Origin of the sequence: Caulobacter sp. DWR1-3-2b1, assembly GCF_049895765.1 — a bacterium.
Lineage (GTDB): Bacteria > Pseudomonadota > Alphaproteobacteria > Caulobacterales > Caulobacteraceae > Caulobacter.
On the sequence record NZ_JAFCSZ010000012.1, the window covers coordinates 1 to 18,679 of the forward strand.

At 66.3% G+C, this 18,679-nt stretch carries 16 protein-coding genes, 1 tRNA gene and 2 pseudogenes; 10 read left to right on the plus strand and 9 right to left on the minus strand.

Going from position 1 to position 18,679, the window contains the following annotated elements; translation table 11 throughout:
- The first annotated feature begins 40 nt into the window (after positions 1–40).
- From ACP69S_RS12360 to ACP69S_RS12370, 3 genes and pseudogenes are all read left to right on the plus strand, one after another.
- Positions 41–117: transfer RNA gene (locus tag ACP69S_RS12360), tRNA-Met, on the plus strand.
- Positions 118–348: 231 nt separating this feature from the next.
- Positions 349–552, plus strand: a pseudogene (locus tag ACP69S_RS12365) (cold-shock protein); the annotation flags it as partial.
- Between the two features lie 180 nt (positions 553–732).
- On the plus strand, positions 733–927 hold the full coding sequence (locus ACP69S_RS12370; RefSeq protein ID WP_419255879.1) for a cold-shock protein: 195 nt from the start codon (positions 733–735) through the stop codon (positions 925–927).
- A 132-nt stretch (positions 928–1,059) separates the two neighbouring features.
- Here ACP69S_RS12370 and ACP69S_RS12375 read toward each other — a convergent pair whose 3' ends face one another.
- The gene (locus ACP69S_RS12375) at positions 1,060–3,357 is read right to left on the minus strand and encodes an NADP-dependent malic enzyme (protein ID WP_425997614.1); all 2,298 of its coding nucleotides are present in this window, start codon (positions 3,355–3,357) and stop codon (positions 1,060–1,062) included.
- Positions 3,358–3,677: 320 nt separating this feature from the next.
- Here ACP69S_RS12375 and uraH point away from each other — a divergent pair, with 320 nt between their 5' ends.
- Genes uraH through guaD form a run of 5 tightly spaced genes read left to right on the plus strand, consistent with a single transcriptional unit; the run spans position 3,678 to position 10,108 of the window.
- Positions 3,678–4,025, plus strand: a complete 348-nt coding sequence (uraH, locus tag ACP69S_RS12380; protein ID WP_425997616.1) for a hydroxyisourate hydrolase — start codon at positions 3,678–3,680, stop codon at positions 4,023–4,025.
- Positions 4,025–5,497, plus strand: coding sequence for a xanthine dehydrogenase small subunit (gene xdhA, locus ACP69S_RS12385; RefSeq protein ID WP_425997618.1), 1,473 nt, complete (start codon positions 4,025–4,027; stop codon positions 5,495–5,497). Before uraH ends, xdhA begins: the two co-directional genes overlap by 1 nt.
- Entirely contained in the window at positions 5,490–7,832 is a 2,343-nt protein-coding gene (gene xdhB, locus ACP69S_RS12390) for a xanthine dehydrogenase molybdopterin binding subunit (protein ID WP_425997620.1), read from the plus strand. The genes xdhA and xdhB overlap by 8 nt, the downstream gene beginning before the upstream one ends.
- Positions 7,825–8,838: a xanthine dehydrogenase accessory protein XdhC gene (xdhC, locus tag ACP69S_RS12395; protein ID WP_425997622.1), complete on the plus strand. Its 1,014-nt coding sequence runs from the start codon at positions 7,825–7,827 to the stop codon at positions 8,836–8,838. The genes xdhB and xdhC overlap by 8 nt, the downstream gene beginning before the upstream one ends.
- The gene (guaD, locus tag ACP69S_RS12400) at positions 8,825–10,108 is read left to right on the plus strand and encodes a guanine deaminase (protein ID WP_425997625.1); all 1,284 of its coding nucleotides are present in this window, start codon (positions 8,825–8,827) and stop codon (positions 10,106–10,108) included. The genes xdhC and guaD overlap by 14 nt, the downstream gene beginning before the upstream one ends.
- Positions 10,109–10,123: 15 nt before the next feature.
- On the opposite strand, the gene ACP69S_RS12405 is transcribed toward guaD, so the two are convergent.
- Genes ACP69S_RS12405 through ACP69S_RS12420 form a run of 4 tightly spaced genes read right to left on the minus strand, consistent with a single transcriptional unit; the run spans position 10,124 to position 13,112 of the window.
- Positions 10,124–11,080 carry a nucleoside hydrolase gene (locus ACP69S_RS12405; protein ID WP_425997627.1) on the minus strand — a complete coding sequence of 319 codons (957 nt, stop codon included), beginning with the start codon at positions 11,078–11,080 and terminating at the stop codon, positions 10,124–10,126.
- 9 nt (positions 11,081–11,089) lie between these two features.
- On the minus strand, positions 11,090–11,506 hold the full coding sequence (hpxZ, locus tag ACP69S_RS12410) for an oxalurate catabolism protein HpxZ (protein ID WP_425997629.1): 417 nt from the start codon (positions 11,504–11,506) through the stop codon (positions 11,090–11,092).
- The gene (locus tag ACP69S_RS12415) at positions 11,503–12,897 is read right to left on the minus strand and encodes an AtzE family amidohydrolase (RefSeq protein WP_425997630.1); all 1,395 of its coding nucleotides are present in this window, start codon (positions 12,895–12,897) and stop codon (positions 11,503–11,505) included. The genes hpxZ and ACP69S_RS12415 overlap by 4 nt, the downstream gene beginning before the upstream one ends.
- Positions 12,894–13,112 (minus strand): hypothetical protein, encoded by a 219-nt coding sequence (locus ACP69S_RS12420; RefSeq protein ID WP_425997632.1) that lies wholly within the window; start codon positions 13,110–13,112, stop codon positions 12,894–12,896. Before ACP69S_RS12420 ends, ACP69S_RS12415 begins: the two co-directional genes overlap by 4 nt.
- A 370-nt stretch (positions 13,113–13,482) precedes the next feature.
- Here ACP69S_RS12420 and ACP69S_RS12425 point away from each other — a divergent pair.
- Together ACP69S_RS12425 and ACP69S_RS12430 are read left to right on the plus strand one after the other, a co-directional pair.
- A pseudogene (locus tag ACP69S_RS12425) lies at positions 13,483–14,300 on the plus strand (acetamidase/formamidase family protein).
- 93 nt (positions 14,301–14,393) lie between these two features.
- A complete protein-coding gene (locus ACP69S_RS12430) occupies positions 14,394–15,080 on the plus strand; it encodes a YceI family protein (RefSeq protein ID WP_425997633.1) in 687 nt (228 codons plus the stop codon).
- Between the two features lies 1 nt (position 15,081).
- Here the strand turns inward: ACP69S_RS12430 and ACP69S_RS12435 are convergent, their stop codons facing one another.
- The 4 genes from ACP69S_RS12435 to puuE form a co-directional block, all read right to left on the minus strand.
- Positions 15,082–15,768 carry a TetR/AcrR family transcriptional regulator gene (locus ACP69S_RS12435; protein ID WP_425997635.1) on the minus strand — a complete coding sequence of 229 codons (687 nt, stop codon included), beginning with the start codon at positions 15,766–15,768 and terminating at the stop codon, positions 15,082–15,084.
- On the minus strand, positions 15,765–16,952 hold the full coding sequence (locus ACP69S_RS12440; RefSeq protein WP_425997636.1) for a urate hydroxylase PuuD: 1,188 nt from the start codon (positions 16,950–16,952) through the stop codon (positions 15,765–15,767). The genes ACP69S_RS12435 and ACP69S_RS12440 overlap by 4 nt, the downstream gene beginning before the upstream one ends.
- Positions 16,952–17,476: a 2-oxo-4-hydroxy-4-carboxy-5-ureidoimidazoline decarboxylase gene (gene uraD, locus ACP69S_RS12445; protein ID WP_425997638.1), complete on the minus strand. Its 525-nt coding sequence runs from the start codon at positions 17,474–17,476 to the stop codon at positions 16,952–16,954. Before uraD ends, ACP69S_RS12440 begins: the two co-directional genes overlap by 1 nt.
- A 163-nt stretch (positions 17,477–17,639) precedes the next feature.
- On the minus strand, positions 17,640–18,554 hold the full coding sequence (gene puuE, locus ACP69S_RS12450; protein WP_425997640.1) for an allantoinase PuuE: 915 nt from the start codon (positions 18,552–18,554) through the stop codon (positions 17,640–17,642).
- Between the last annotated feature and the right edge of the window lie 125 nt (positions 18,555–18,679).

Consider the following 18,679-nt stretch of genomic DNA (forward strand, 5'->3'; position numbering starts at 1 on the left):
AGTCCAACCCTACCCACGATCACCATACTACCAACTTCGCCGCGGGGTGGAGCAGCCCGGTAGCTCGTCAGGCTCATAACCTGAAGGTCACAGGTTCAAATCCTGTCCCCGCACCCAAGGCTCAGCTACACGCTTTGTTTGAGAGTCGAACGGGCCATCGTCGGCCCGTAAAATAGTCCGCTCAACCAGCCTAAAATCGCTCCGGAAGCGAAATTTCCTGTACTTCGCACATCGTTCTTCGAGAATCTCCGTTCAAAGCCCATGGCGCGATCCTTTGATTTGCGTCATGAGATGCTATGGAAGGCGCGGGTCGGCAACTGGCCCACGGAATAGGTTTTTGAGGATAAGATGGCGAACGGTGTCGTTAAGTGGTTCAACCCGGCCAAGGGCTTTGGCTTTATCCAGCCCGAAAATGGCGGCGAGGACGTGTTCGTCCACATCGCCGCGGTTGAACGGTCGGGCCTTTCGGGCCTGAACGAAGGCGACCAGGTCGCCTATGAACTCGAAGAAGATCGTCGCTCGGGCAAGACCTCGGCCGGCAATCTGCGCGTGACCGGCCAGGGCGCCGCCCCGGCGGCTGCGCGTCGTCCTCCGGCCCGCGGCTTCGATGCTCCTCGCGGTGGCGGCTATGACGCCCCTCGCGGCGGCGGCGGCGGCGGCGGCGGCGGCGGCTTCGGTGATCGCGACAGCGATCGTGGCGGTGGCGGTGGCGGCGAAGCCGGCACGGGCGTCGTGAAGTGGTTCAACACCACTAAGGGCTTCGGGTTCATCCAGCCCGACAATGGCGGCGGCGACATCTTCGTGCACATTTCGGCCGTCGAGCGCGCCGGTCTGCGCGGCTTGAACGAAGGCCAGCAAGTCGGCTACGAACTCGAACAGGATCGACGCTCGGGCAAAACCTCGGCGGGTAACCTGCGCGTTCTCTAAGGATCGGGAGAAGAGGTTGGGCGCGCGACGCGTTCGCCCAGCCTTTCGACCTACAGATCAGGCTCCGCGTGAAGCGGCTTCTATCCTCAGGATGGCGGCTGACTCCGCGCGGAGCTTTTTTGCGTCTCGGGATCAGGCCTGAAGCGAGCGCTCGCTGGCCGCCTGGTTCACCGCCAGGGCCGTCAGATTGACGATGCCGCGCGCTGTGACGCTGGGCGTCAGCACGTGCAGAGGCTGGCTCATGCCCAGCAGGATCGGTCCGACCAGCAGGCCTTCGGTCGCGGCGCTTAGCAGGGTCAGGCTGATATTGGCCGCATCTAGGGTCGGCATGACCAGCAGGTTGGCCGAACCTTTCAGGGCGCTGTCGTGCACGAGGCGGTCGCGAAGAGCCTGCGAGAGGGCGGCGTCGGCATGCATTTCGCCATCGACCTCAAGCTCGGGCGCCTTTTCGCGCACGATCGCCAAGGCGTCGCGCATCTTGCGGGCGGTCGGCGAGTTGCTTGCTCCGAAGCTGGAGTGCGAGAGCAGGGCCGCCTTCGGCGTCAGGCCGAACCTACGCACCGACTCCGCGGCGAGCAGCGTCATCTCGGCCACCTGCTCGGCTGTCGGGTCGACATTGACGTGCGTGTCGCAGAAGAACAGCGTGCCGTTGTCCAGGATCAGGGCCGACAGGGCATAGATCCGGCCGACATTCTCGCGCTTGGGAATGATCGGCAGCACATAGGTCATGTGCTGCCACCAGTCGCCGGCCCCGCCTACGAGAGCAGCGTCGACGTGACCGGCCTGCAGCAGCATTGAGGCCGAGACGGTCCGACGGTTGGTCACCCGGCGCGCCGCAGCCGCAGGCGGCACGCCTCGGCGACTGACCAGATCCTGATAGCGCGCCACCAGCGGCGCGAAGAGCTCGGCGTCGGCGGCGGGGTCGAGGATCTCGACGGCGCCGTCGAAGTCCAGGCGCAGACCCATCTCCGTGGCCTTGGCGATGATCGTCTCGCGGCGGCCGATCAGAACCGGCTTGGCCAGGCCTTCGTCGAGCACGGTCTGGACGGCGCGCAGCACGCGCTCGTCCTCGCCCTCGGCATAGGCCACGCGGACGGTGGAGGCCTTGGTCGCCTTGCGAGCCCGCTCGAACAGCGGCCGCATCAGTTGGCCGGAGCGATAGACGAACAGCTCCAGCTCCTGGCGATAGGCGTCGAAGTCGGCGATCGGCCGGGTGGCGACGCCGCTCTCCATCGCCGCTCGCGCCACGGCCGGAGCGATCTGCAGGATCAGGCGCGGATCGAAGGGCTTGGGGATGATGTACTGCGCGCCAAACATCGGCGCGACTCCGCCATAGGCCGAGGCCACCACTTCGGACGCTTCGGCGCGGGCCAGTTCAGCGATGGCCTCAACGGCTGCCACCTTCATGGCTTCGTTGATTTCGGAGGCCCCAACATCCAGCGCGCCCCGGAAGATGAAGGGGAAGCACAGAACGTTGTTGACCTGGTTGGGATAGTCGCTGCGCCCGGTGGCCATGATCGCGTCGGGGCGAGCGGCGGTCACCAGCTCGGGCAGGATTTCCGGCTCTGGATTGGCCATGGCCAGGATCAGCGGATTGGGCGCCAGCAAAGGCAGCCATTCGGCCTTGAACACGCGCGGGGCCGACAGGCCCAGGAAGATGTCGGCGCCGGCCAGCACTTCCGACAGCGTGCGAGCGTCGGTATGGCGGGCGTAGCGCGCCATGTTGTCGAGCATGTCGTCATCGCGGCCGGCGTAAACGACGCCCTTGATGTCGGTCAGGGTGACGTTGTCGACGGGCAGTCCCATCGAGACCAGCAGATCGACGCAGGCCAGGGCCGCCGCGCCGGCGCCAGAAGTGACCAGTTTGACGTCTTTCAGGGTCTTGCCCTGAACGAGCAGGGCATTGCGGACGGCGGCGGCGCAGACGATGGCGGTGCCGTGCTGGTCGTCGTGGAAGACCGGGATTTTCATCCGTTCGCGCAGTTTGCGCTCGATAATGAAGCACTCGGGGGCCTTGATATCCTCCAGATTAATGCCGCCGAAGGTGGGTTCGAGCGCGGCGACCACCTCGATGAACTTGTCGGGATCTTCGGCGTCGACTTCGAGGTCGAAAACGTCGATGCCTGCGAACTTCTTGAAGAGAACAGCCTTGCCTTCCATCACCGGCTTGCTGGCCAGCGGGCCGATATTACCCAGGCCAAGCACGGCGGTGCCGTTGGAGATTACGGCCACCAGATTGCCGCGCGCTGTGTAGTCGCGAGCCTTTTCGGGATCAGCGGCGATGGCTTCGCAAGGGGCGGCGACGCCGGGAGAATAGGCCAGGCCGAGGTCGCGCTGGGTGGCCATGCGCTTGGTGGCCTCGATCGCCAGTTTTCCGGGCCGCGGCAGACGGTGATAGTCCAGAGCAGCCTTGCGGAAATCCTCGTCCATCGTGTTCCTCTTGGGCGTCTGCGCGGAGCATCGTCGCGCGGCCCGTCTTGGTCGCGGGCCGTCGGGGTCTAGCTACCGGGGAAGGGCCGCCATTGCCAACCCTATGCGCCGAATAGGAATACTTTTTGTGGTAGCGGTCACATTTGGATGGGTGAGTGCGGACTCTGGCAAGTAATAAATATATTATATATGCCTGACTTGCGGGCGCCGGCCGCCGCGTTCGGTGGCGCACCCAGCGGGCGCGATCCGTTGCGGCGTATGGCTCTGGACAGTGCGCGCGGGCGGGCCGAGCATCGGCTGGCAAGTTGGAAGGGCAGGGCATGAGCGGACTGACGACCCATATTCTCGACCAGGCGGTCGGGCGGCCAGCGGCCGGGGTCCTGGTGCGCGTTTCGCGCCATGAGGGCGAAGGCCTGGCCCTGTTGGCGGAATTTCGTACGGATGACGACGGCCGTGCGCGGTTGATCGCCGGCGAGGACATCGTGGTCGGCGGTTATCGCCTGGAATTTTCCATCGGTGATCACTTCAGGGCGACGGGCGCCGTGGTGACCGATCCGCCGTTCCTGGACGTGGTGGTCATCGACTTCGCCGTATCGAACGTCGATCAGCATTGGCATGTGCCGTTGCTGGTCTCGCCCTACGGCTATTCGACCTATCGGGGCAGTTGATGCCCCAACCGAAACAAGAGGGCATGATCCGCTTCCTGCTGGATGGCCAGGTGCAAGAGGTGCGTGGCGTCGACCCGACCCGAACTCTGCTGGAGCACCTGCGCGGCGATCTGCGCCGCACCGGAACCAAGGAGGGCTGCGCCGAGGGCGACTGCGGATCGTGCACCGTGCTGGTCGGCGAACCTGACGGGGAGCGCGTGACGTGGCGGGCGGTCAATTCCTGCATCCAGTTCCTGCCGATGCTGCACGGCAAGGCTCTGATGACGGTCGAAAGCCTGGCAAGCCATGGCGCCTTGCATCCGGTGCAGCAGGCCATGATCGACAAGCACGGCTCGCAATGCGGCTTCTGCACGCCGGGCATCGTCATGTCGCTCTATGGCAAGGCGGTTGGCGCCAAGGGCGCGGACGCGCCGCCGGCCGAGATGCTGGCGGGAAACCTGTGCCGCTGCACCGGCTATGGTCCGATCATCGAGGTCGCCAAGGGTGTCGAGGCCGAGGCCGCGCCGGAGATGGATCTGTCGGCCTTGCGCGACGAGACCATGCTGGACCTGACGCATGAGGATCCGGTTCAGGGCGTGACCCGTCGCTGGCTGGCGCCGAGGTCTCTGGAGCAACTCGCTCAGGTGGCTCTGGCGCATTCGGACGCTGTCATCGTCGCCGGCGCGACGGATGTGGGCCTGTGGATAACCAAGCTCCGCAGGCCGTTAAAGACCCTGATCGATATTGGCCAAGTCGCTGAACTCAAGGTCATCGAGACCGTCGAGGACGGCGTCCGCATTGGCGCCGGGGTTCGCTATGTCGACGCGCTGCAGACCCTGACCGGGCTCTATCCGGATCTGGGCGCCATGATGCGGCGGCTGGGTTCGACCCAGGTGCGCAACAGCGGCACGATCGGCGGGAATATCGCCAACGGTTCGCCCATCGGCGACATGCCGCCGGCCCTGATCGCGGCGGGCTCGATCTTGATCCTGAACAGGGGCGGCATGCGGCGTCAGATGCCGCTGGAAGCCTTCTTCCTGGAGTATGGAAAGCAGGACCTCCGACCGGGGGAGTTCGTCGAGGCGGTGATCGTGCCGACGCCGAAGCCAGACCTGATCTTCAAGGTCTTCAAGCTGTCCAAGCGTTTCGACCAGGACATCTCGGCCGTGTGCGGCGCCTTCGCCCTGACCCTTGACGAGGGCGTCGTGACATCGGCGCGGATCGCCTTCGGCGGCATGGCCGGTACACCGAAGCGGGCGACCGCCTGCGAGGCAGCCTTGGTCGGCCAGCTCTGGACCGAGGCGACGGTCGAGGCGGCCATGGCCGCGCTCGATACCGAATATACCCCACTCGATGACATGCGGGCCTCGGCGGCGTACCGGGCGTTGGCCGCGCGGAACATGCTGCGCCGCGTCTTCATCGAGATGACACAGCCGGGCCGTGCGACCCGGGTCGAACCGGAGAGCGCCGCCCCGGAGAAGATGAATGGCTGACTCCGCCGCCACCGCACCCCCGACCGACGCCTTCCAGGGCGTGCACGCCTCGCTGCCGCATGATAGCGCCAAGCGCCATGTCGCGGGCTCGGCTGTCTATATCGACGACCTGCCAGAGCCGGTTGGGATGCTGCATGTCCACTTCGGCCTGAGCACGAAAGCCCATGCCCGGATCACGGCGATGGACCTTTCGGCCGTACGCGCCGCACCCGGCGTGGTGCTGGTGCTGATCGCAGGCGACATTCCCGGCGAGAACGACGTCAGCCCGGTGATCCACGACGACAAGCTGTTCGCCACCGACACCGTGACCTATGTCGGCCAGAGCCTGTTTGCGGTGGCCGCGACCTCCATCGCCGCCGCCCGCGCCGCCGCCGCCAAGGCCGTGGTCGCCTACTCCGAACTGCCGGCCGCTATCGACATCGCCGCCGCTCGCGATGCCGATCTGAAGATCGAGAACAGCCAGCGCATGGCGCGCGGCGATGCGGCCACCGCCCTGGCGGCCTCGCCCCGACGCCTGCAGGGCCAGTTCGCGATTGGCGGTCAGGACCACTTCTATCTCGAAGGCCAGATTGCGCTGGCCATCCCGGGGGAGGACGGCGACGTCCATGTCTGGTCCTCCACCCAGCATCCCAGCGAGGTGCAGCACCTGATCGCTCGCGTGCTGGATCGCCCGCACACCTCGGTCACCGTCGAGGTTCGCCGGATGGGCGGCGGGTTCGGCGGCAAGGAGACGCAAGCCTCGCTGTTCGCGGCCGCCGCAGCCCTGGTGGCGGTGAAGACCGGCCGCGCCGCCAAGTGCCGGCCCGACCGCGACGAAGACATGGTCATGACCGGCAAGCGGCATGACTTCGAGATCGGCTATGACGTCGGCTTCGACGACGACGGTGTCCTGACCGGGATCGCTCTGGAACTGGCCTCGCGCTGCGGGGCGACCACGGACCTGTCGATGGCCATCAACGACCGGGCGATGTTCCACACCGACAATTGTTACTTCCTGCCGGCGGTCGAGATCCTATCGCACCGGTTCCGCACCCATACGGTCTCCAACACCGCCTTCCGGGGCTTTGGCGGGCCGCAAGGCATGATCGCCATCGAGCGGGTGATGGACGCCGTCGCCCAGGCGACGGGCGTCGATCCGCTGGAGGTTCGCCGTCGCAATCTGTACGGCGACAAGGGGCGAAACCTCACGCCCTTCCATCAGACCGTCGAGGACAATGTCGCCCCGCAGCTGCTGGCCGAACTGGCCGCCTCCTGCGACTACGAGGCCCGCCGGCGGGAGATCGACGCCTTCAACGCGACCAGCCCGATCCTCAAGAAGGGCATCGCCCTGACGCCGGTAAAGTTCGGAATCTCCTTCACCACCACGCACCTCAATCAGGCCGGCGCCCTGATCCATCTCTATGCCGACGGCTCGATTCTGCTGAACCACGGCGGCACCGAGATGGGGCAGGGGCTGTTCACCAAGGTCGCCCAGATCGTCGCCGAAGCCTTCCAGGTCGACGTCTCGCGGGTCAAGGCGACCTCGACCGTTACCGACAAGGTGCCCAACACCTCGGCCACCGCAGCCTCGTCCGGCACCGACCTGAACGGCATGGCGGCGCTGAACGCTGCCAACACTATCAAGGCGCGGCTGGTCGAGTTCGCCGCAAAGAAGTGGGGCTGCGCGGAAGCCGAGGTCGTGTTCACGCCCCAGGGCCTGAAGGCTGGCGAGACGCTGGTCCCATTCAACGACCTGTGTCGTCAGGCGCATCTGGGCCGGGTGTCGCTGTCCTCGACCGGCTTCTACGCCACGCCGAAAATCCACTACGACCGCGCCAGCCACAGCGGCCGGCCGTTTTACTATTTCGCCTATGGAGCTGCCTGCAGCGAGGTGATCATCGACACCCTCAGCGGCGAGATGAAGGTCGTCCGCGCCGATATCCTGCACGACGTCGGCAAGTCGCTGAATCCGGCCATCGACCTGGGCCAGATCGAAGGCGGATTCATCCAGGGTATGGGCTGGCTGACGACCGAGGAGCTGGTGTTCGACAGCGAGGGCCGCCTGCGCACCCACGCCCCCTCGACCTACAAGATCCCGACCATCGGCGACCGTCCGGCCCATCTGGACGTGCGGCTATGGGAGGGCGGCCGCAATGTCGAGGCTACAGTCCACCGCTCCAAGGCAGTGGGCGAACCGCCGCTGATGCTGGCGATCTCGGTATTCTCGGCGATTACCTGGGCGGTGGCGAGTGTCGCCGACCGTCGGGTCATGCCGATGCTAGATGCGCCGGCCACGCCGGAACGTATCCTGATGGCGGTCGAGGATGTGCGGCGGAGGGCAGTCGCTTATGGCTAACTGGGCTCGCTCCGCCCTGGCTCGGGTCAACGAGAGCCAACCCGCCGCCCTGGTCACGGTCCTTGCCACCGAGGGTTCGGCCCCTCGCGAGGCCGGGACGAAGATGGTGGTTTGGGAAGGCGGCCAGTTCGGCACCATCGGCGGGGGCAATCTGGAGCACCAGGCGACCAGTCAGGCGCGCAAAATGCTGAGCGGCTCGCAGGCCAGTTTCGCTATCCAGGACTATCCCTTGGGTCCGCTGCTGGCCCAGTGCTGCGGCGGCCGGGTGCGGCTGCTGATCGAGCGGGTCGAGGCCGCCAGCCGGGATTGGCTGACCGATGCCGCCCGCCGGATGGACGCCGACCAGCCCTTCGAGGTCCGCACTCGCTTCGATCCGGGCCTGCTGACCAAGACCATCGTGCCGATCGCCGGCAGTTCGGATGCGCCGCCGGTCACCTTGTCCGGCGCCCAGGCCGCCGCGCGAGGCGCGCGTCCCGAGCTGGGCGACGAGCTGGTGGAGCGCAACGACGCGCCGCGTCCGCCGCTGCTGTTGTTCGGCGCTGGCCATGTCGGCCAGGCCGTGGCGCGGGCCTTCGCGCCGTTACCCTTCAAGCTGTCCTGGTATGACAGCCGTCCCGAGACCGCTGATATCCCCGGGGTCACCGTGGCCGAGCCGGCCGGGATGGCCGCCGCCGCAGTGGGGGCTGGCGGCGACGCCTATGGCCTGATCTTCACCCACGACCACAGCCTGGATTACGCCCTGGCCTCGGCCGGACTGGCGGGTGGAGGCTTTGCCTATCTGGGTCTGATCGGCTCTAGGACCAAGCGCGCCCGGTTCATGAGCCGGCTGCGCGACAACGGCTTTTCGGAGGTTGCCCTGACCCGCCTGACCTGCCCCATCGGCCTGCCGCACCTGAAGAGCAAGGCCCCCGAGGTGATCGCCGTCTCGGTAGCCGCCGACCTGCTGATGCGCCTGGAAGCGGCGCGTATTTCCAATGACAAGGACCTGGCTGTTGCAAGCCTATAGGGCGTCGATCCTCCACCTGCTGGACGATCCGACCAGGAACGCGGAGGCCGTCGCCTTTCACGAGGACGGCTTGCTGCTGGTCGAGGACGGCCATGTCGTGGCCTGCGGCAACTGGACCGAACTTTTGGGGCTGGTCGGCGAGGCGTCGGTCGAGGAGCTGCCTGGCAGGCTGATTACCTCGGGCTTCATCGACACCCACATCCACTTCCCCCAGGTCGACATCATCGCCGCCCATGGCGCCCAGCTGCTGGACTGGCTGGAGCAGCACACCTTCCCCGCCGAGGCCGCTTTCGCCGATCCGGATCACGCCGCCGAGGCCGCCGAGTTCTTCGTCGAGGAGCTGCTGCGCAATGGCACCACCACGGCGCTGGTGTTCGGCTCGGTGCACAAGCGCTCGGTCGAGGCCCTGTTCCGCGCCGCCCTGGCCCGCGACATGCGGCTGATCGCCGGCAAGTCGCTGATGGACCGCAATGCGCCCGAGGGCCTTACCGACACGGTGGAGACCAGCCGCGCCGATATGCAGAGCCTGATCGCCGAGTGGCACGGCAAGGGTCGACTGGGCTACGCGGTCACCCCGCGCTTCGCCATCAGTTGCAGCGACCAGCAGCTGGCCATGGCGGGCGAAGTGCTGGCCCAGAACCCTGGCGTCTGGATGCAGACCCACCTGTCGGAGAACCAGCGCGAGATCGACCAGACGGCGGCGCTGTTCCCGGAGGCGAGCGACTATCTGGACGTCTACGACCGTTTCGGCCTGGTCGGCCCACGTTCGGTCTTTGCTCACTGCGTCCACCTTAGCGGTGGCGCGTTCGAGCGGCTAGCGGCGGCGGGTTCGGCGGTGGCGTTCTGTCCGACCTCGAACCTGTTCCTCGGCTCGGGCCTGTTCCCGCTGGAGATTGCCTGCGCGCACGGCGCCAAAGTCGGAATCGGCACCGATGTCGGGGCCGGCACCACCTTCTCAATCCTTCACACCCTGGGCGAGGCCTACAAGGTCGGCCAACTGCGCGGAACGGCGCTGGACCCGTTCCATGCGCTTTATCTCGCTACGCTAGGCGGAGCGAGGGCGCTGGACCTAGGCGACCGGATCGGCAATCTCGCGCCGGGCAAGGAGGCCGACTTCCTGGTGTTGGACCTGGCCGCTACGCCGTTGCTGGCACGGCGTCTGGGTGAAGATCGGAGCCTGGAGAACCGGCTGTTCGCGCTGACGGTGCTGGCGGACGACCGGGTGGTCGAGCGGACGTATCTGGCCGGGGTAGAGCGGCATCGACGGTAGTCGGATGACGCGCCGCTAGACCCTCATCGTCTCGGCATACAGCTTCAACAATCCCGCCTCATCCACCGCCACGGTCACTGCCTGGATGGGCTGGTCGTCCCAGGCCGAGGGGCCGAACAGCTCGCCCTCGGCCTTCAGGCAGGTCTGACCCAAGGCGACGCCGTCGGTGATCACGCGCACCGAACCGCGACGCACCGTAAACAGCGACGGATCGATCACGAACGCCACCGCCGCCGCGTCGTGGACGCAGCAGCCGCTGATGCCGTCGCGACCGCCATAGAACGTCGCATAGGGCTTTGAGATCGCGTTCAGAAATGCCCCGGCTGGGCCGGCCGAGGCTTCCAGGGCGTCCATATAGGCTGGCGACATGACCACCTGGGTGGTGACGTCCAGGCTGACAGCGGTCAGTTTCCACGGCGCGGTGAAGACCAAGTCGGCGGCTTCCGGATCGTTCCAGATATTGGCCTCGGCAACGGGCGTGACATTGCCCGGCTTGCCAGCGATGCCAAATGCGCCGCCCATGATCACCACGGCCTTCAGAAGCGTGGAGACCTCGGGATCGGCCTTCAGGGCCAGGGCCAGGTTGGTCAAAGGGCCGACGGCGACCAAGGTCACCTCGCCGGGATGTTCCCGCGCGATGTCGATGATCGCTTGGTGGGCCGGCTTGGCCTCCGGCAGGGCGGGAACCAGACCGGTCAGTTCGACGTCGCCCAGGCCGTTCTCGCCGTGCACGAAGGTGGGCGAGGGGTTGCGCGCCCGGGTCAGGGGCTCGTCTGTTCCCTTGTAGACGGGCGCCGACACGCCGAAGCGCCGCTTCAAATAAAGCGCGTTGCGGGTGGTGGTCTCGATGTCGGAATTGCCGAAGATCGTGGTGATGGCCAACAGGTCGAGGGCGGAGCTGGCCTCGATGAACAGCAGGGCCATGGCGTCGTCGATGCCGGGATCTGTGTCGAAAATGATCTTGTGCGTCATGGGCGGGCTCTAGCGGTTTTCGGATGGCGGCGCGAGGCGTTGGTCGGCCCCGGCCTGCATCAAAGAGACGTGGGCGGAGGCGACTTTCCAACCCTCGGCGGTGCGAATCCAGGTCTGGCTCTGGCGGCCGATCTTGCCTGCGCCATCACGCCGAAACTCGACATTGGCGATGGCGAAGTCGGACCCGAAGGTGGTGATTTCGGTGCGCAGGCGCGTGCGGGGCGGGGAGCCGCCGGCCCGGCCAATGCGGAAGGCTGCAATTTCGTCGAAGCCGTAGAGGTTCTCGGCGACGCCCAGTCGCACCGTGTGGGGCGAGTTCCAGAATGCGCCGTCCAGGGCCTCGATGTCATTGTCCATCAGGGCCGTCTCATAGGCGTCGACGGCGGCGGTGACCTCGGCCAGGACGATCGGATCGTTGAGGATCATTGGAAGCTCTCGGGCTCATGGGCGGCGACCACGCCCAACCGCTGCAGCCTCAGGCCCGCAGCTAGGGCCAGATCCTCGCGCCAAGCGGGGGCGATAATCTGCACGCCGATCGGCAGCCGGCCGGGACGGTTCACAGGCGCGGCCAGCACCGGCAGGCCGATATAGCTGATCGGCTGGGTGAAGGCGCCCAGGTTCTTGCGCACCGAAACCTGCTCTCCGCCCATCTCCATGGTCGCCTGGCCGATGCCGGGGGCAGGACAGACCGACGACGGGGCCAACAGGATGTCGAACCGTTCGAAGGCGCGGCGAACCTCGTCGCGGAAGATCGTGCGATAGCGTTGGGCGGCCTCGGCGATGCCGGGCGGCAACAGGGCCCCGGCCAGCAGGCGGTCACGCACCGCGGGGTCGTAGTCCATTGCCCAGGTCTTCAAGTTTGACAGGTGGAGATGGGCCGCCTCGACGGGCGTCAGGCAGAAGGCGGCGGCGCGGGCGGCCTGGGCGCCCGGCAGGATCACCCCGTCCCTGGCGTCCAGCGCCTTGGCCACGGCGTCGAGCGCTTCGAGCACTTCGGGAAAGGCCCCTTGAGCGAACCAACCGCCCAGAACGCCGACCCGCAGAGGGGTAGCGGCCAGGGCGGAGAGCTTGTCTGAAACCGGTTCGGCCGCGCGTATGCAAATCGCGTCGCCCTCGGTGTCCTGCCCCTGCATCACGTCATAGGCCAAGGCCAGATCCTCGACCGAGCGGGCGAAGGCGCCGGCGTGGTCCAGGCTCTCGACGAACGGGAACACGCCCTGCCGCGACAGGCGGCCATAGGTGGGTTTGAGGCCATACACGCCGCACAGGCTGGCGGGAATGCGGATCGAGCCGTTGGTGTCCGAGCCCAGGGTCAGGGGCGTCAGGCCCGCGGCCACCGCCGCTGCCGAGCCGCCGGACGAGCCGCCGGCGATGCGGCTCAGGTCGTGAGGATTGTGGGTCGGGCCGTCATGGGCGTTCTCGGTGACGAAGCCATAGGCGAACTCGTCCATGTTCAGGGCGCCGACCAGGATGGCGCCGGCGGCTTCGAGCCGCTGGATCAGGGTGGCGTCGCGCGAGGGCGGAGCCGCGCTTCGCCGGATACTGGAGCCGGCCAAGGTGGGCAGGCCCTCGATGTCGAACAGGTTCTTCACCGCGAACGGAACGCCGGCCAGCGGGCCAACCGGCTGACCAGCGGTGAGGGCGGCGTCCACCTTCTCGGCCCTGGCAAGGGCTCGTTCGGTCAGCACGGCGGTGAAGGCGTTGAGCGCTGGATTGCGACGGGCGATGCGCGACAGGGTCGCCTCGGTTACGGCGCGGGCGGTGACGCGGCCGGCGCGGACCTCGCCGGCGATCTCGACGACGCTGGGAAAACTCATGGCTCGAAGGTCTCGGCGGCCTCGCCAGCGCGCTCGCCAAGGGCGGCGACGAAGAGGGCGGTCTGGGTGCGCAGCAGGGCCAGGTTCTCGCGGACGGCGGGCAGTGTGGCCTCGGGCAGGGTCAGGCCGATCTCCGACGACCGGGCGTCGGCATAGGCCGCGACATCGCCATCGGTGAGGTCGAGAAAGGCCTTGAGCGCCGGATCGATGGCCATCGCTGGACGGTCTCCATAAGTAAGAAATTTATTCATATACCCGCGTCGCCGCGTGAGGCTAGTGCGGCCGCGCTTTGCCGTCCGGCTGGACTGGCGCGCTCGCCTGGAGCACAGCCGCGCCGCCAAACGCTCGCTGGATGGGCGCCTAGCGGCAATCGTTTCGCCGGGCAGGGGCCAGAGCTTGGGTCGCGCGCCCAATGAGAGTCGAAGTGGCCTTTTGTAAGAGAAGGCTTACTTGATGCGCCACCACCTCGCCTCGACCCCGGACACCATCCGTTTCGGCATGTTCGACGCCGCCTTCGATCCGGTCTTGACCATTGCGTCCGGCGACAGCGTCACTTTCGACTGTGTGTCGGGCGGCGTGGAGGTGATGCCGGGTCCAGATAGCGGCCTGGTCATTCCGCCAGCCCTTCAGGCCATTCACGACGCCAGGCTTGAACGGATTGGACCCCACATCCTGACCGGCCCGGTGGCCATCGCCGGAGCCGAGCCGGGCGACACGCTGGAGGTGCGGATCGAGGCTGTCGAGCCTAACAACGACTGGGGCTACTGCGTGGTGCGCCCGCTGGCCGGAACCCTGCCGGAGGATTTTCCTGAGCGCTATGTCAGCCACATCGCCGTCGACCGCGCGGTGGGGACCTGCAAGCCCGCCTGGGGACCGACCCTGCCGCTGAAGCCCTTCTTCGGCACCATGGGTGCCTCGCGCCGCAGGCCAAGTACGGCCGCCTCTCAAGCCGCGAACCGCGAGAGCACGGCGGCAACATGGACAACAAGGAGCTAAGCGCGGGCGCGACCCTGTTCGCGCCGGCCTGGGTTCCCGGCGCGAACTTCTCTGTCGGCGACGGTCATGGCCGGCAGGGCGACGGCGAGGTCTGCGTCAACGCGCTGGAAATGGGCCTGACGGGGACCTTCATCTTCATCCTGCACAAGGCCGCCGATCTGGGCGCAGCAACCTGGCCGCGCGCCGAGACGCCCACCCACTTCATCATCATGGGCTTCAACGAGGATCTGGACCCGGCCATGAAACAGGCCCTACGCGGCATGATCGACTTCATCGTCGCCCGCTCGGCCCTGACGCGGGTGCACGTCTACCAGTTCTGCTCTTTGGCTGTGGATTTCCGCGTCACCCAGACCGTAAATGGCGAGAAGGGCGTGCATGGAATGTTGGAGAAGGGCCTGCTTTTCTGACGACCATTGTCGGGACGTAGTTTAGCGGCGCGTCCTTAGGGTATCGCCTCACCAAGACGGCGCATTCTGGAAGCGTCGCATCAGGGAACCGCCATGAACAAGCTAATCGCTGCAACGCTTCTGCTGGCTTTCACCGCATGCTCGCCCCAGCCCGCCGCCAAGAAGGCCGAGGCGCCTGCTGCGCCCGCCGCCGCGGCCAAGCCCGCGCCGGTCAATGTGCCGGCTGGCGCCTACACGCTGGACAAGATGCATTCGACCGTGGTGTTCCGGGTCAACCACTTGGGCTTTTCCAACTACACGGCCGCCTTCGCCCAGTTTGACGCCAAGCTGAACTTCGATCCGGCTAAGCCGGAATTGACCACGCTGGAGGCGACGATCGATCCGCGCTCCCTGACGCTGCCGGCCCCGCCGGCTGGGTTCAAGGACGAGCTGGTCGGGCCGCAGTGGCTGAACGCCGCGCAGTATCCGGCCATCACTTTCAAGTCGACCAAGGTCGAGGTCACCGGCGCCAATACCGCCAAGGTCACCGGCGACTTCACCTTGCATGGCGTCACCAAGCCCGTGGTGCTGGATGTGATTTTCAACGGTGGCTATGAGGGCCACCCGATGGACCCGAACGCGCGGACGGGTTTCTCGGCGACCGGCGTGTTCAAACGATCGGACTTCGGGATCGCCTATGGCGTCCCGGCCCCTGGCTCGACCATGGGCGTCGGCGATGAGGTGTCCGTAGCCATAGAGACCGAGTTCAGCGGCCCGCCGCTGGTTCAGAAGCCCGCCTAGTTCAGCGCCGCACGCCGGCCGTCAGATAGCCTTCGAGCAGGGCCAGGGCGTGGACCAGCCGCGCCCTTCGCCACTCGGCGGTGCTCATGTCGGTGTCCAGGGTGGCCGACAGCGAATAGCCGTTGGCCAGGTGAAACCGGCTCATCGCCGCGATGGTGACGTAGATCTGCACGGGGTCGAGGTTGGGGCCAAAGAGGCCCTGCTTCTGGCCGCTTTCGATCAGCCCCTCGATGGTCCGGCGTAGCGGGAAGGCGGTCTCGGTGACCACCCGCGACTGGGCCGCGAACTTGCCGTGCATGAGGTTTTCGTTGCGCAGCAGACCCTCAAACTTCGGGTGCTTTTCGAAGTAGTCGAAGGTGAAACGCTGCAGCTCGAGGAAGCCTTCCAGTGGCTTGTCGAAGTCTATCTTCAGCTCGGCCTCGCGGGCGCGCAGATCCACATAGGCGGCCTCGAGGACGGCCAGGTAAAGGCCCTTCTTGTCGCCGAAATAGTGGTAGAGCATGCGGATATTGCACTTGGCGGCCTTGACGATCTTCTCGATCCGGGCTCCGGCGAAGCCGGCTTGCGAGAACTCCTTCAGGGCTGCGGCGAGGATCGCCTTGCGGGTGCGCTCGGCGTCGCGCTTGCGGGGCGTTGGGGCGGCGTCGCCCTCGAAGGCGGGGGCTTCCAGAACGGGAACGTCGGTCACGGAATCTTGGCCCCCTGCTTGATCCAGGCGCCCAGTCGGGCGCGTTCGTCGTCGGTCATGCCGGTCTCGTCGCCCAGCGGCATGCTCCTCGTGGCTACCGCACGTTCGTAAATTTTCGGCGCGTATTTCTGAATGTGTTCGGGTGTGTCGAAGGCGGCGCCCAGCGGCGGGGCGGCGAAGCCCCTGTGGGTGGGCGTGGCGCGGTGACAGGTCGTGCAATGCTTGTCGACGATGGCTTCGGCCGTGGCGAATGGCACCGGCGAGAGGCTGGCGGCGTCGGCTTTAGGCTTGCCGCTGGCGATCACGCTGACCGAAAAGATCAGCAGGACGCCATAGGCCAGGAAGTCGTGCCGGATGATCCCGTGGTGCTTGAGGATGAAGAAGTACCGGATCGACACCCCGCCGGCGCTGATCAGGGCCAGCAGCAACCACGCAAGCGGATGGCCCGTCACCACCGGATAGTGGTTGCTGATCATGATGAAGACGACCGGCAGGGTCATGTGGGTGTTGTGCACCGAGCGCTGCTTGCCCATCGCGCCCAGGCGCGGATCGACGGGGCGGCCGGCCAGCATGTCGGTGGCGATCTTGCGCTGGTTGGGGATGATGATCAGGAACACGTTGCCGACCATGCAGGTGCCGATGATCGCGCCGACATGGATGAAGGCGCCGCGGTCGGTGAAGATCTGGGTCAGGGCCCAGGTGGCGGCAGTCAGGGCGGCGAACCAGGCGATGCCGAACAGGCGTGGGCGCTGGCCCAGTGGGGAGCGGCACAGGGCCTCATAGACCAGCAGGCCGCCGAAGATGAAGGCCAGGCCGGTCGCGATGGCGCCGCTCTGGTTGAAGGCGTGCTTTGCGGTGTCGATCAGATAGATCGGCGCGCCGACGTAATAGAGCACGATCAGCAAGGCGAAGCCCGAAAGCCACGTGGTGTAGGCCTCCCACTTGAACCAGTGCAAGTGCTCGGGCATGTGCGGCGGGGCCGTCATGTATTTCTGCGAATGGTAGAAGCCGCCGCCGTGCACGGCCCAAAGCTCGCCCTTCACGCCGTCTTTTTCGGGAACCGGTGGGCGCAGATTGTTGTCCAGCCAGACGAAGTAAAACGACGCGCCGATCCAGGCGACGCCGGTGATCACGTGCAACCAGCGCAGGACCAAGCTGCCCCAAGTGGCGAAATCGTAGTCCATCAGGCGCTCACCACGTCGAGAAGGCGTAGTCGGGAGATGTGGCCGATCTGGGCAAGCGCCTCGGCGACCTCCTGGGTCTCGTCGTTCTCCAGCCGAACCTGCATGGCCGCCAGGATCGAGGTCTTGTCGTTCAGCCGCACGGCGATGATGAACGGGAAACCGAAGCGCGTGGCATAGGCGGCGTTCAAGGCGTGGAAGCGCTCGAACTCTTCCCGCGTCAGCCTGTCGAGACCGGCGCTTGCCTGTTCGGCGTTGCTCTCGGCGGTCAGGGTCTTGGCGATGGCGGCCTTGCCGGCCAGTTCTGGGTGGGCGCGGATCAGGGCCAGCTTGTCGGCGGTGGTCGAGGCCTCGAGCACCGCCATCATGGATCGGTGCATACCCTCGACCGTGGCGAACGGCCGCTCGTCCCAGGCGCGCTTTACCACCCACGGCGACAGCTCGAAGGCGAAACCCAGGGCGGTGGTGAAGCCTGTCTCGTTCATGCTGTTGAGGATTTTCAGCGACAGGGGAGGAGCTGAACTCACGCGATACCTCCAGCAAAACCTAAAATCACCGTCATCCCGGGGCTTGTCCCCGGGACCCATGGTTCAACTGATCTGTCTTTGCAGAATGATCGCGGCCCTTGCGGCGGATAGATGGGTCCCGGGGACAAGCCCCGGGATGACGGGGAAGTGAAGAAAGGACCCATCACTTCACCTCATACGGATGCGTCGCCAGCCAATGTCGGGCGATGTCGATCCGCCGCGCCACCCAAACCTTGTCGTGGGCCATGACGTGCTCGAGGAACCGCTTCAACGCGCCGATGCGGCCGGGCTTGCCGACCACGCGGCAGTGCAGGCCGATACTCATCATCTTTGGCGCGGTCTCGCCCTCGACATAGAGGGCGTCAAAGGCGTCGCGCAGATAGGTGAAAAAGTGCTCGCCGGTGTTGAAGCCCTGCGCCGCCGTGAAGCGCATGTCGTTGGCTTCCAGGGTGTAGGGCACGATCAGTTGCGGCTTGCCGTGCTGGTCGTCGTAATAGGGCAGGTCGTCGGCATAGCTGTCGGCGTCATAAAGAAAACCGCCTTCCTCGGCGATCAGCCGTGCGGTGTCGGGGCTGGTGCGGCCTTGATACCAGCCCAGCGGGCGCGTTCCCGTCAGACGGGCCTGGACCTCGATAGCCTTCTGGATGTGCTCCAGCTCCTGATCAGGCGTGAAGTGCTGATAGTCGATCCAGCGATAGCCGTGGCTGGCGATCTCCCAGCCGGACGTCATCATCGCCTCGACGGCGTCGGGATGGCGCTCCATGGCCTGGGCGACACCGAACACGGTGAGCGGCAGGCCCAGGTCGTCGAACAGCCGGCGGAGGCGCCAGAACCCGGCGCGCGAGCCGTATTCGTAGAGGCTCTCCATCGACATGTTGCGCATGCCCTGAATGGGCTGGGCGCCGACCATCTCCGACAGGAAATATTCGCTGACCTCGTCGCCATGCAAGATCGAGCGCTCGGCGCCCTCCTCATAGTTGAGGACGAACTGCACGGCGATACGGGCGCCGTTCGGCCATTGCGGATGTGGAGGATGTTCGCCGTAGCCGACGAGGTCGCGGGGGTAGGTCGTCGTCATGATTAGATCCTCCCCCTTGCGGGGGAGGTGTCGCCGCAGGCGACGGAGGGGGAAGTTGGCCGGTGCGGGATGAGTTTCCCCTCCGGTCGCTTCGCGACCCCCTCCCCCGCCAGGGGGAGGATCTT

What these genes read in the sequence shown, in the direction of transcription:
- ACP69S_RS12375 (WP_425997614.1), bottom strand. Translation starts at nt 3,357, where the DNA reads ATGGACGAGGATTTCCGCAAGGCTGCTCTGGACTATCACCGTCTGCCG.
- uraH (WP_425997616.1), top strand. Translation starts at nt 3,678, where the DNA reads ATGAGCGGACTGACGACCCATATTCTCGACCAGGCGGTCGGGCGGCCA.
- xdhA (WP_425997618.1), top strand. Translation starts at nt 4,025, where the DNA reads ATGCCCCAACCGAAACAAGAGGGCATGATCCGCTTCCTGCTGGATGGC.
- xdhB (WP_425997620.1), top strand. Translation starts at nt 5,490, where the DNA reads ATGGCTGACTCCGCCGCCACCGCACCCCCGACCGACGCCTTCCAGGGC.
- xdhC (WP_425997622.1), top strand. Translation starts at nt 7,825, where the DNA reads ATGGCTAACTGGGCTCGCTCCGCCCTGGCTCGGGTCAACGAGAGCCAA.
- ACP69S_RS12405 (WP_425997627.1), bottom strand. Translation starts at nt 11,080, where the DNA reads ATGACGCACAAGATCATTTTCGACACAGATCCCGGCATCGACGACGCC.
- hpxZ (WP_425997629.1), bottom strand. Translation starts at nt 11,506, where the DNA reads ATGATCCTCAACGATCCGATCGTCCTGGCCGAGGTCACCGCCGCCGTC.
- ACP69S_RS12415 (WP_425997630.1), bottom strand. Translation starts at nt 12,897, where the DNA reads ATGAGTTTTCCCAGCGTCGTCGAGATCGCCGGCGAGGTCCGCGCCGGC.
- ACP69S_RS12420 (WP_425997632.1), bottom strand. Translation starts at nt 13,112, where the DNA reads ATGGCCATCGATCCGGCGCTCAAGGCCTTTCTCGACCTCACCGATGGC.
- ACP69S_RS12430 (WP_425997633.1), top strand. Translation starts at nt 14,394, where the DNA reads ATGAACAAGCTAATCGCTGCAACGCTTCTGCTGGCTTTCACCGCATGC.
- ACP69S_RS12440 (WP_425997636.1), bottom strand. Translation starts at nt 16,952, where the DNA reads ATGGACTACGATTTCGCCACTTGGGGCAGCTTGGTCCTGCGCTGGTTG.
- puuE (WP_425997640.1), bottom strand. Translation starts at nt 18,554, where the DNA reads ATGACGACGACCTACCCCCGCGACCTCGTCGGCTACGGCGAACATCCT.